At 38.9% G+C, this 12,894-nt stretch carries 11 protein-coding genes; all 11 read left to right on the forward strand.

The window, feature by feature from the left end:
* The first annotated feature begins 68 nt into the window (after nt 1-68).
* The 11 genes from spoVG to QNH29_RS00445 all read left to right on the forward strand — a co-directional run bounded on the left by spoVG (nt 69) and on the right by QNH29_RS00445 (nt 12,874).
* Complete coding sequence (gene spoVG, locus QNH29_RS00395) at nt 69-359, forward strand: septation regulator SpoVG (RefSeq protein WP_003347151.1); 291 nt, start codon at nt 69-71, stop codon at nt 357-359.
* 191 nt (nt 360-550) lie between these two features.
* Nucleotides 551-1,924 (forward strand): bifunctional UDP-N-acetylglucosamine diphosphorylase/glucosamine-1-phosphate N-acetyltransferase GlmU, encoded by a 1,374-nt coding sequence (gene glmU / locus QNH29_RS00400; protein ID WP_283862978.1) that lies wholly within the window; start codon nt 551-553, stop codon nt 1,922-1,924.
* Between the two features lie 21 nt (nt 1,925-1,945).
* Complete coding sequence (locus tag QNH29_RS00405; protein WP_283862979.1) at nt 1,946-2,902, forward strand: ribose-phosphate diphosphokinase; 957 nt, start codon at nt 1,946-1,948, stop codon at nt 2,900-2,902.
* A 94-nt stretch (nt 2,903-2,996) separates the two neighbouring features.
* Complete coding sequence (locus QNH29_RS00410; RefSeq protein WP_283862980.1) at nt 2,997-3,632, forward strand: 50S ribosomal protein L25/general stress protein Ctc; 636 nt, start codon at nt 2,997-2,999, stop codon at nt 3,630-3,632.
* Between the two features lie 163 nt (nt 3,633-3,795).
* Nucleotides 3,796-4,356 carry an aminoacyl-tRNA hydrolase gene (pth, locus tag QNH29_RS00415; protein ID WP_283862981.1) on the forward strand — a complete coding sequence of 187 codons (561 nt, stop codon included), beginning with the start codon at nt 3,796-3,798 and terminating at the stop codon, nt 4,354-4,356.
* Nucleotides 4,357-4,485: 129 nt separating this feature from the next.
* Complete coding sequence (gene fin / locus QNH29_RS00420; protein WP_283862982.1) at nt 4,486-4,716, forward strand: anti-sigma-F factor Fin; 231 nt, start codon at nt 4,486-4,488, stop codon at nt 4,714-4,716.
* A gap of 100 nt (nt 4,717-4,816) precedes the next feature.
* The gene (gene mfd, locus QNH29_RS00425; protein WP_283862983.1) at nt 4,817-8,350 is read left to right on the forward strand and encodes a transcription-repair coupling factor; all 3,534 of its coding nucleotides are present in this window, start codon (nt 4,817-4,819) and stop codon (nt 8,348-8,350) included.
* Between the two features lie 202 nt (nt 8,351-8,552).
* The gene (spoVT, locus tag QNH29_RS00430) at nt 8,553-9,089 is read left to right on the forward strand and encodes a stage V sporulation protein T (RefSeq protein ID WP_283865500.1); all 537 of its coding nucleotides are present in this window, start codon (nt 8,553-8,555) and stop codon (nt 9,087-9,089) included.
* Nucleotides 9,090-9,498: 409 nt separating this feature from the next.
* A complete protein-coding gene (locus tag QNH29_RS00435; protein WP_283862984.1) occupies nt 9,499-11,121 on the forward strand; it encodes a putative polysaccharide biosynthesis protein in 1,623 nt (540 codons plus the stop codon).
* A gap of 6 nt (nt 11,122-11,127) precedes the next feature.
* Nucleotides 11,128-12,588 (forward strand): bifunctional methyltransferase/pyrophosphohydrolase YabN, encoded by a 1,461-nt coding sequence (gene yabN, locus QNH29_RS00440; RefSeq protein ID WP_283862985.1) that lies wholly within the window; start codon nt 11,128-11,130, stop codon nt 12,586-12,588.
* A 16-nt stretch (nt 12,589-12,604) separates the two neighbouring features.
* Nucleotides 12,605-12,874: an RNA-binding S4 domain-containing protein gene (locus tag QNH29_RS00445; RefSeq protein WP_283862986.1), complete on the forward strand. Its 270-nt coding sequence runs from the start codon at nt 12,605-12,607 to the stop codon at nt 12,872-12,874.
* Nucleotides 12,875-12,894 lie beyond the last annotated feature (20 nt).

Genomic DNA, 12,894 nt, shown 5'->3' on the forward strand with positions numbered 1-12,894 from the left:
AGGATTTACTAGAAGCCTTGTTGAATTTATAAAACTAGCTTTTTAACATAAGAAAAGGGTGTGAGCACATGGAAGTAACAGACGTAAGATTACGCCGCGTTAACACTGATGGCCGTATGAGAGCGATTGCATCAATTACACTAGACAATGAATTCGTTGTTCATGACATCCGCGTTATTGACGGCAACAATGGTTTATTTGTGGCTATGCCAAGTAAACGTACTCCAGATGGAGAATTTCGTGATATTGCGCATCCAATCAACTCTGGGACGCGCGGAAAAATACAAGAAGCTGTCCTTGCTGAGTACCACCGCTTAGGTGAATTAGAAGTAGAATTTGAAGAAGCCGGAGCTTCCTAGAAAGTAGTATTCAACTAGAGCCTACTACACAAGTAGCGCTCTTTTTTTATTTATCCCCCTGCATCCTCTATATTCCTTTCTCTAATTTTTTCAAAATAACAAATTCGGACACTTTTCTTACATTCCTTGAAATGACTGACTAATTACGTTAATATTTTTAATGGATAAAAAGGTAAATTGGAGGACTGTTCATGTCTAATCGTTATGCTGTGATTTTGGCCGCAGGACAAGGAACTCGGATGAAGTCAAAGCTATATAAAGTATTACATCCTGTATGTGGTAAGCCAATGGTTCAACATGTTGTGGATCAAGTGAAGAAGTTAAATATTCAAGAATTGGTTACCGTAATCGGTCATGGGGCTGAAATGGTAAAAGCTCAATTAGGCGAAGAAAGTCATTACGCCCTTCAAGAAGAACAGCTTGGAACTGCACATGCTGTTATGCAGGCACAGAACGCCCTGGAAGGGAAAGAAGGGGTTACCATTGTAGTTTGCGGTGATACTCCTCTAATTAAAGCAGAAACGATGGAGTCTTTATTTAAACACCATGAGGAATTATCTGCAAAGGCAACTATCCTTACAGCAAGAATTGATGACCCAACTGGATACGGTCGGATTATTCGAAATGAAAATGGTTTTGTAGAAAAAATTGTTGAGCATAAAGATGCAACAGATACAGAACGGGAAATAAATGAAATTAATACAGGCACCTATTGTTTTGATAATGCTGCTTTGTTTGAAGCGTTGAAGAAGGTTTCAAATGATAATGTACAGGGCGAATTTTATTTGCCAGATGTTGTCGAAATCTTAAAAAATCAGGGAGAAGTTGTTACTGCTTTTCAAACGACCGATCTTGAGGAAACGTTAGGTGTTAATGATAGAGTTGCTTTGGCTGAAGCAGAAAGGATTATGCGCAGCCGTATAAATGAAAGTCATATGCGAAATGGAGTTACCATTATTGATCCTGCAAATACCTACATTGAATCCGATGTTGTAATTGGTCAGGATACAATTGTTCTTCCGGGTACAATCTTAAAAGGCAGAACCGTAATTGGTGCAGATTGCCAAATTGGACCAAACACAGAAATTGATACATGTGAGGTTGGAGATGAAACGGTAATCCGCCAATCTGCCGCTTATAGTAGCTCGATTGGGTCCCTTGTAACTATTGGTCCGTTTGCACATATTAGACCTGATTCCGATATACACGATGAAGTTAAAATTGGGAACTTTGTTGAGATTAAAAAGGCGGTTTTCGGCAAGGGAAGTAAAGCTTCTCATCTTAGCTATATTGGTGACGCTGAGGTTGGCAGTGACGTGAATATCGGCTGTGGATCGATAACTGTTAATTATGATGGAAAAAATAAATTTTTAACAAGGATTGAGGATGGAGTCTTTATAGGTTGTAACTCCAATCTAGTTGCACCGGTTACCGTTGGAATAGGAGCGTATGTGGCTGCTGGTTCAACCATTACGAAGGATGTTCCTGGTAACGCATTATCCATTGCACGTGCACAACAGGTAAATAAGGAAAACTACGTCGATAAGCTTAATAAGAAAAAATAAGCATTAATATTGGAGGGCATTATGTCGAATCAATACTTAGATCCAAACTTAAAGGTTTTCAGTCTAAATTCAAATCTACCTTTAGCGAGAGAGATTGCCAAGGTTATTGGTGTGGAATTAGGAAAAAGCTCTGTAACAAGATTTAGTGACGGAGAAATTCAAATCAATATTGAAGAAAGTATCCGCGGCTGTGATGTATATGTCATTCAATCGACTAGCTCACCTGTTAATGAAAACATCATGGAATTGTTAATTATGATTGACGCTTTAAAAAGAGCATCTGCTAAGACAATTAATATTGTTATGCCGTATTATGGTTATGCCCGTCAGGACCGTAAAGCACGTGCTCGTGAGCCGATTACTGCTAAACTAGTGGCAAACCTTCTTGAAACTGCAGGGGCAACTCGCGTCATTTGCTTAGACTTACATGCTCCACAGATTCAAGGCTTCTTTGAAATTCCAACAGATCATTTAATGGGTGTACCAATTCTAGCGGATTATTTTAAGAAGAGAGAATTTAATGGTGACATTGTTATCGTCTCTCCTGACCATGGCGGTGTAACGAGAGCTCGGAAATTAGCTGAACGATTAAAGGCACCGATTGCGATTATTGACAAACGTCGTCCACGCCCAAATGTTGCAGAAGTAATGAATATTGTCGGTAATATCGAAGGTAAAATTGCTATCTTAATTGATGACATCATTGACACAGCAGGGACCATCACACTTGCAGCAAATGCATTGGTAGAGAACGGGGCAAAAGAGGTATATGCTTGCTGTACACACCCTGTTTTATCAGGTCCGGCGATGGATAGAATTCAAAATTCAAAAATTAAAGAATTAGTTATTACCAATTCTATCGCTATGCCAGAAGAGAAAAAGACAGATAAAATTATTCAACTTTCTGTGGCACCTCTAATGGGCGAAGCGATTATCCGCGTCCATGAAGAACAATCTGTAAGTACATTATTTGATTAATCCCGTTCTTTTGTAAAAAAATTGTTTAGACCTTCCTGTTTTGGGGAATTTTTATAGAGACAAGAAGAACAAAACTAGGAAGGTGACTAAACGCATGAGTACCGTTTTACAAGCCAAGGAACGTAAGGAACTGCGCAGTTCGGAGTTAAGAAGGATTAGAGAAACAGGGAATATTCCTGCTGTAATATATGGTCGGAAGGTTGAAAGCAAACCTGTTTTCGTCAGTTCGGCTGACTTAACTAAAACAATTCGAGATGTTGGCAGGAATGGAGTAATTTCTCTTGATATAAACGGCAGTACGCATAATGTCGTATTAACGGATTATCAAGAGGATTTTATTAAAAAGGAAATCATTCATGTCGATTTTCTAGCCGTTGATAAATCATCGAAGATTAACGTAACGGTAAGACTCGTCCTAACTGGCGATGCCGCTGGGGTAAAGGATGGAGGAGTTCTGCAGCAGTCTGTTCATGAATTATCGATTACCGCTACTCCAACAGAAATTCCACAGCAAATTGAAGTAGATGTAAGTAATCTTCAGGTGGGTGAAACGGTAAAGGTTTCCGATATCCTCTATCAAGGGTCTTTTACGATTAATCATGAAGAAGATGAAGTAATCGCAAGCATTCTCCCTCCTCGTCAAGAAGAGGAAATCGATGCAGGTGAGCAGCAAGAAGGCGGTCACCCTGATAACGAAGAAGGCAGAGAAACAAATCCAACAGGCGAATAGAAACGGGCAGCGCCAGCCGGACAATAAGTATTCGGACGTAATCCTCATAAGGGTTACGTCTTTTGTCGCATTTATCATTAAAAAGACGTATTATTAAATGGGAGAGATGATGGTGCTCCGAAAATTACTAAACAGGTGGACTGGGCCGAAAGAGAGGGTAAGAATGAAATTAATTGTTGGTTTAGGAAACCCTGGGAAGCAGTATGAAAATACGAGGCATAATATTGGATTTGAGGTCATTGATGAACTTGCGGATCAGTTAGATATCCCTTTAAATCAATCAAAATTCAAAGGGCAATATGGAATTGGTTTTTATAAAGGTGAAAAAGTGATCTTACTAAAACCGCTGACATATATGAATCTCTCTGGAGAATCAATTAGAGCAATCATGGACTATTATCAGATTGAGTTAGAAGAATTTGTAGTGATTTACGATGATCTTGACTTACCAGTCGGAAAAATCAGGCTCCGCCAAAAAGGAAGTGCTGGCGGGCATAATGGAATAAAATCTACAGTAGCACACCTTGGAACCCAAGAGTTTAACCGAATACGGATAGGAATTGACCGTCCTAGAAATGGTATGAAAGTTCCTGATTATGTGTTAGGACGTTTCAATGAAGACGATCTTCCATTAACAAAAGATGCTGTAAAAAAAAGTGCGGAAGCTTGTAAGACTTGGATAGAAAAGCCATTCTTACAGGTAATGAATGAATTTAATCAGTAATTGTTCATGAGACAACCTTTACTATCATAAAATAAAACAATTCTCTTCTGTGAAGGTATCAGATGAATAACTTCCCTTTTCAACGTAAATACTATTATTAATAGTAGTAGAATAGGGAGGGTACCTAAAGTGGCCATTCATTACCATTGCCGTCATTGTGGCACAAACCTAGGCTCCATTGAACAGTCATCCATACACAGCGAAGCACTTGGGCTTCATAAATTAACAGATGAAGAAAGACAAGAGATGGTCGCATACGATTTAGCTGGTAATATAAACATCACAGCGATATGTGAGGATTGTCAGGAGGCATTAGAAAGAAATCCAGAATATCACCAATATGATTTCCTTATTCATTAAACAGCTTTGGAAGCTCTCCAAAGCATTTTTCTATTTTTTAAAATACCAACTCTAAAATTATCATACGAATAAAAGTTTCAAAGAGAGGAGGAACGGACTTTTGAAAGGTTTAAAATCATTATTTTTAGATCAAGAAGATATTCACTCTATAATCTCTGGAGTTCAGGAAGGCTTGAAGGAGCAGCTTATTGCTGGTTTATCCGGTTCATCAAGGACAGTGCTAACTGCTGCCATTTATGAGCAGATGAACAGACCTATTCTATTTATTACTCATAATCTCTTGCAAGCACAAAAACTCTATGATGATATTGTAAATCTATTAAGTGAGGATGAAGTTTTTCTTTTTCCAGCAAATGAATTAATAGCCGCTGAGATGAGTATTGCGAGTCCAGAGTTAAAAGCACAAAGGATCGACGCTTTAAACCATTTTAGTAAGAAAAACAAAGGGATTATTATCGTTCCTGTTGCTGGGCTAAGAAAAGTCATTCCTCCAAAAAACCTTTGGAAGAAACACCAGTTGACTTATAAAATTGGTGATGACCTTGAGGTAACGGATGTACTGACAACCTTTGTCAAGATGGGATATGTCCGAGTAGATATGGTATCGACCCCAGGGGAGTTTAGTATTAGGGGCGGTATTATTGATATTTATCCGCTGACTGTGAGTAATCCGATAAGAATTGAATTATTTGATACCGAGATTGATTCAATCCGTTATTTTTCCTTAGAGGACCAGCGTTCCATTGAGAAAATAGGTGAAGTTTTAATTGGACCTGCTACGGAGGTTCTCTTTGAGGCAGAGAATTATAGTAGGTTAATCGGTAACCTGGAGGATGGATTAGCTAAAAGCCTGCGAAAATTAAAGGACGATAAAGCTAAAATTCAGCTCTCACAAAATATAAGTTACGAGCTTGAGCAATTAAAAAATGGCCTTAAACCAGATCATGTATTTAAATATCTTTCACTGGCCTACGAAGGCGGTACTAGTTTACTAGACTATCTGCCTCCTAATGGAATGGTGTTTATTGATGAAATAAGCCGAGTACAAGAAATGAATGACTCATTAATAAAGGAAGAAGCAGAATGGTATACAGCCCTGCTTGGTGAAGGTCAAATTATACATGATTTGGCTATTTCCCATGATTTACACGGACTGCTTCATAAAAATGGGTTTCCAATTCTTTATATGAGTTTATTTCTTCGCCATGTTGCGAATACGAGTCCGCAAAATATTATCAATGTTTCCTGTAAACAAATGCAGAATTTCCATGGACAAATGCACTTGCTGAAGGCAGAAGTAGACAGATGGAAAAAAGGAAATTATACGATTCTCTTTTTAGGACCAGATGATGAAAGAGTTAAAAAGTTAGAACGAGTTTTAGAGGATTATGAAATAGATGCCTCCATCGCACGCAGCGGTCAACAGCTCATACCGGGGAAAGTGCAGATTATGAAAGGGAATCTGCAAACTGGATTCGAGCTTTCGATTCAGAAATTGGCTGTCATTACAGAGGAAGAGCTTTTCACTAAACGAGTCAAAAAATCTGCCAACAGACAAAAGCTTTCAAATGCCGAAAGGATAAAGAGTTATTCAGAACTTAAGGTCGGAGATTATGTTGTCCATGTCAACCATGGAATCGGAAAATACCTAGGTATTGAAACCTTAATCATAAACGGTGTTCATAAGGATTATCTTCATATCCGTTATCATGGATCTGATAAACTTTATGTTCCAGTGGAACAAATTGATCTTGTTCAGAAATATGTAGCTTCAGAAGGCAAAGAGCCAAAGATATATAAACTTGGGGGCAGTGATTGGAAAAAAGTTAAAAAGAAAGTTCAATCCTCCGTTCAAGACATTGCAGATGATTTAATTAAACTCTATGCAGAACGGGAAGCAGCAGTAGGTTACGCCTTTTCTCCGGATGGGGACATGCAAAGGGAGTTTGAAACAGCTTTTCCATACCAGGAAACAGAGGACCAGCTCCGATCCATTCACGAGATTAAAAAGGATATGGAAAGATCTAGACCAATGGATCGTTTGCTTTGTGGTGATGTAGGCTATGGAAAAACAGAGGTTGCAATTCGAGCTGCCTTCAAAGCTATAGCTGATGGTAAACAAGTGGCACTGCTGGTGCCAACAACCATTTTAGCGCAACAGCACTTTGAAACCATGCGGGAAAGATTCCAAGATTACCCGATTAATATCGGTTTATTAAGTCGCTTCCGTTCTAAAAAGCAGCAAACAGAAACGATAAAAGGATTAAAGGCAGGTACAGTTGATGTGGTAATTGGAACACATCGAATCCTTTCGAAAGATATCGTTTATCGTGATTTAGGTTTATTAATCATTGATGAAGAGCAGAGATTTGGGGTAACCCACAAAGAAAAGATAAAAAAGTTAAAAACAAATATTGACGTTTTGACATTAACGGCAACACCGATACCAAGAACGCTGCATATGTCTATGCTTGGTGTGCGCGATTTATCTGTAATTGAAACGCCGCCGGAGAACCGTTTTCCAGTTCAAACTTACGTAATGGAATACAATGGAGCACTTGTCAGAGAGGCAATCGAGAGAGAACTGGCACGTGATGGACAAGTGTATTTTCTATATAACAGAGTAGACGATATTGAACGGAAAGCCGAAGAAATCTCAATGCTGGTTCCTGATGCACGGGTAACCTTTGCACATGGACAAATGTCAGAAAATGAATTGGAATCTGTTATGCTTAGCTTTTTGTCCGGTGAGTTTGATGTACTGGTTAGCACAACTATCATCGAGACCGGGGTAGATATTCCTAATGTCAACACGTTGATTGTCTATGATGCCGATCGTATGGGACTTTCACAGCTTTATCAGCTACGGGGGCGAGTCGGAAGGTCAAATCGTGTGGCATACGCTTATTTCACGCACCGGAAGGATAAGGTGTTGACAGAAGTAGCAGAAAAACGTTTACAAGCTATAAAGGAATTTACTGAGCTTGGTTCCGGATTTAAAATTGCTATGCGTGACTTATCAATTCGGGGTGCAGGTAATTTACTAGGTGCACAACAGCATGGATTCATCGATTCAGTCGGATTTGATCTGTATTCTCAGATGCTTAAAGAAGCGATTGAGGAAAGAAAAGGCGATTTAAAAGCAGAGCAAAAAGCAACTGTTGAAATTGATTTGGAAATCGATGCCTATATCCCTGATACCTACATTAAAGATGGTCATCAAAAGATTGAAATGTATAAGCGGTTTAGAGGCTTACAAACACTAGAAGACATTGAAGAACTACAAGCAGAAATGCTCGATCGTTTCGGAGAATATCCTGAAGAAGTCGACTATCTGTTCCAGGTGGCAGAAATGAAGGTGTATGCGCTTCTAGCGGGGGTTGAAAGTATTAAGCAGGCCAAACAGGAAGTAACTATTTTAGTCAATGAACCAGTCAGCGCCACGATTGATGGACAAAAGGTCTTTGCGATGAGCAGTAAATATCCAAGAATGATTGGACTTGGAATGGAGGGCCAGAAACTTAAAATGACCCTTCAGACTAAAGGGGCCGACACTGCACATTGGTTAAATATAGCGTTTGAGATGATAAAGGGACTCCAAGCTGCAAAAAGAGGCCAGGAAAACCCTGTATAGTTAGGATAACTATGTAAATTGGCAGGGGTTAATTTTCTCCTTTAATAGGATAAATTTACTGTTTGTGAAAAAATATTGCGAATGTGTATATAACTTTCCAGATGAAAGATACTAAGTTCAAAGTTGGTGATGATTCCATCTACAGGAAGGATTATCAAAACCAAGTTAGTAAAATCATCAGATGAAAGTGAGGCAACATTGGATGAAAGCAACTGGAATAGTTCGTCGAATCGATGATTTGGGTCGTGTTGTCATTCCCAAAGAAATACGCAGAACACTGCGTATCCGTGAGGGGGATCCGTTAGAGATCTTTGTGGATCGGGATGGAGAAGTTATTTTAAAGAAGTATTCACCAATCAGCGAGTTAAGCGATTTTGCCAAAGAGTATGCGGAAGCCCTTTTTGACAGCCTCGGGAACCCGGTATTAATTTGTGATAGGGATAGTTATATTGCAATAGCAGGAAGTTCTAAAAAAGATTATCTAAATAAAAATATAAGCGATTTAGTTGAGAAAACAATGGAAGACCGTAATTCGGTTCTTGTAACGCAGCAAGGCGATATTGCGTTAGCTGATGGCAACGATGAAACCATTTCATCTTATACAATTGGACCTATCATTGCAAATGGTGATCCAATTGGAGCCGTTATCATCTACTCAAAAGAAGGAACTCTCGGTGAAGTAGAGAAAAAGGCTGTAGAAACTGCTGCTGGATTCTTAGCAAGACAAATGGAGTCTTAGAACTAATAATAACTCACAAATAAAAGAGACAGCCTTCGCTGTCTTTTTTATTTGTCTTGAAATTCAGCTCTACAAAGTGCATAGTGCCGATAAATTAAGAGATCTGGGTTTAAGGGAACTATAAGTGTTTTATAGTGCCGATAAATTAAGAGATCTGGGTTTAAGGGAACTATAAGTGTTTTATAGTGCCGATAAATCAGGAGAGCAGGTTATATGGGAACAATTAGAGGCGCATAGTGCCGATAAATCAGGAGAGCCGAGTTTTACGGGGATAAGGTCCCGTCAATAAGGTAAAGACCAACCTTCTTGCCGGACCGTCTTATACCTGCCGCCCCTAAACAGGCGCTTCCGCCTTTTATTCTATGTTATAATACTTTCGAGTTTAGGTTAGTCAGGAGATAAAAAATAAATGAAGCATGTAAACCAATCTAAGGCTCTTTTTAGAGGGGCTTTTATTTTAGCGGTTGCAGCATTAGTAACAAAAATCCTAAGTGCTGTCTATCGGATTCCGTTTCAAAATATTGTTGATGATGTTGGCTTTTACATATATCAGCAGGTATACCCGTTTTATGGTCTTGCCATGGTCTTGGCGACAACAGGTTTTCCGGTGGTGATTTCTAAGTTATATGCTGAACAAAAGGAAAAAGGTGACCATGAGAAAATAAGAGTGCTTTTATTTGTCTCGTTTATCATTTTACAGTTATTTGGAATTATATGTTTTCTTATACTATATTTTGGAGCAGGTCATATTGCGAGTTGGATGAACGATGAGAAATTATCGATTCTGCTAAGGGTTGTCTCGATTGTTTTTTTATTATTTCCAATTACCTCTATTTTGAGAGGCTATTACCAGGGGAAGGGAGATATGATTCCAACTGCTCTATCGCAGGTAGGTGAACAATTAATAAGAGTTTTCACCATTCTCATATTGGCATATGTTCTAACGGAGTTAGGCTATTCGCTGTATCTAGTCGGCGGCGGTGCCATGTTTGGGTCAATTACCGGAAGTATGGTTTCAGCCATTATTTTGTTTACATTCCTTTGGATTCGTAAAGAATGGGGAATGATTGCTCCTCGAAAAGGAATGCTGTTGGACTATTTTCCAGAAGCAGGCATGATTGTAAAAAAACTGACGTATCAAGGTCTTACGATTTGTATAAGTGGTATGCTGATGATTTTCATTCAGATGGCTGACGCATTGAATCTATACTCTTTACTTACAGAAAATGGATATGAAAAAGAAATGGCCAAAAGAATAAAGGGAATATTTGACCGTGGGCAGCCATTAATCCAGTTAGGGACCATTGTAGCTGCATCCATGTCCTTATCACTTGTACCGTTAATAACAAGTGCAAGAATACAAAAGGATGTTTCTTTCTTACAGGATAAAATTCAATTGGCTGTACGAATCGCTGTCGTCATTGGTGTCGGCGCTTCTTTTGGGCTTTGGGCCATAATTGAACCAGCCAATATTATGTTATTTGAAAATAACTCAGGTTCAGCAGTATTAGGAATGCTTAGCTTTGTTATTCTCCTAAGCTCAATCATTACAACACTAATTGCCATTATGCAGGGGCTGGGATCATTGCTTTTTCCTGCAGCGGCAGTTTTAGCAACCTTACCATTAAAGTACGTTTTAAATCATTTTTTAGTCCCCGTATTTGGGACAATGGGGGCCGCTTATGCAACCATCATCACGTTATTTTTTGCATGCTGCCTTCTTTATATAAAATTTAAAAAAATGCAGCCGATAGAGCTGCTATCGTTTCATTTCCTTCGAACCGTTTTAGCAGCTGCTCTCACGATGGTGCTCCTTCTTAAAGGCTTTCTAGCCATCACAAATATGATCACGATACCAGTTGAAATACAGAGGATAATGGCAGCCATTCAGGCGCTCGGGGGAGCATTATCCGGAGGGTTCGTTTTTTTATTTATCATAATCAGAGGAGGCGTCTTTAAGGAGAAAGAATTAACACTATTTCCTTTCGGCAGCAAATTAAGCCTTTTATTACCTAAGAAGAATAGGAGTTAGAAAACCATGGGCAAAACAATTGAAGTTCTCGGTCTAGGAGCGGGAGATCTCGAACAGCTCCCCTTTGGCGTTTACAAAAAATTAATGAAAGCAGGGCATGTTTACTTAAGAACAAGGGAACATCCTGTTATTGAGGAGCTAGTTCAAGAAGGACTGGGATTTACATCATTTGATTCTATTTATGAAAAGCATGACCAGTTTGAAGAGGTATATCAAGAGATTGTTCAGCTTTTGCTTGAAAAGGCAAAAACGGAGCAAGTGATATATGCTGTGCCGGGTCATCCTCTTGTTGCTGAAAGAACCGTTCAATTACTTTTACAATATGGCCCAAAAGAGGATGTAGGTATTATCATCGGCGGAGGTCAAAGCTTTATCGACGCTATTTTTCAATCATTAAAAATCGATCCTGTAGAAGGTTTTCAGCTGCTAGATGGGACCTCACTCCAATCCAGTCAACTGCAAATTGACCAGCATATTTTTATAAGTCAAGTTTATGACCAGTTTGTCGCTTCAAATATTAAATTGACCCTAATGGAAAGACTTCCTGATGATTATGAGGTTGTCATTGTTCGGGCTGCTGGGAGCAGGAATGAAAGCATAGAGCACGTTCCTTTGTATGAGTTAGACCGTAAAGTAACCCTTGATAATCTTACATCTGTTTATGTACCTCCTGTAGAAGATGAACAAATTTTGTTGAAAAATTTCTCAAAGCTGCGGGAAATTATTGCTGTATTAAGAGGCCCGAATGGTTGTCCATGGGATAAGGAACAAACACACGAGTCATTAAAAAAGTACTTGATTGAAGAAACCTATGAAGTAATTGATGCCATCAATAGTGGTGATATTGATCATTTAATAGAAGAGCTTGGTGATGTGTTGCTACAGGTTATGCTTCATGCACAAATTGGTGAGGATGAAGGCTATTTTGCAATTGATGATGTCATAGAGGTACTAGCAGCTAAAATGATTCGCAGACATCCACATGTTTTTGGGGATGTTCAAGCAGAGGATTCTAAAGAAGTACTACGTAACTGGCAGGAAATAAAGAAGCAGGAAAAGGGCGAAAAGGAGTCTTCGCTACTCGACGGAATTTCCAAATCTTTGCCGAATTTAGTGAGAGCCTTCGAAATTCAGAAGAAAGCGGCAAAAGTTGGCTTTGATTGGAAGGAGATTACACCGGCTTTAGAGAAAGTGAAAGAAGAACTTGGTGAGTTTGAGAATGAGGTTCAGCAAGAACGCCTTGTTCATGCAAAAAAAGAATTTGGTGATATCCTATTTGCTTTTGTGAATGTTGCAAGGTTTTTAGATATACATCCTGAAGAGGCGTTATTTGAGACCAATCAAAAGTTTATTAGAAGGTTTCAATTTATAGAAGAAAAGGTAAAGAAAAGTGGTAAGGCTATTGAGGAGCATTCACTTGAGGAACTCGATCAATTTTGGGATGAAGCAAAATTAAAGGGACTATAGAAACGGGGGATCATTTGTGAGATTAGATAAGTTTTTAAAGGTATCAAGATTAATAAAAAGAAGAACTCTGGCAAAAGAGGTATCCGATCAAGGGAGAATTCTTATAAACGGGAAAGAAGCAAAAGCAAGCTCAACAGTAAAAGTTGGGGATGAGCTTACTATTCGTCTTGGTCAAAGACTTGTTACGGCAAGAATTGACCAAATTCAAGATACAACTCGCAAGGAAGCGGCAGCTGAAATGTACACGATTATTAAAGATGAAAAAACCGGTGAATCACAGTTCTAACAGACGCCGGTAAAAGGCTT

It is taken from the genome of Neobacillus sp. DY30 (genome assembly GCF_030123065.1).
Classification (GTDB): Bacteria; Bacillota; Bacilli; order Bacillales; family Cytobacillaceae; genus Neobacillus.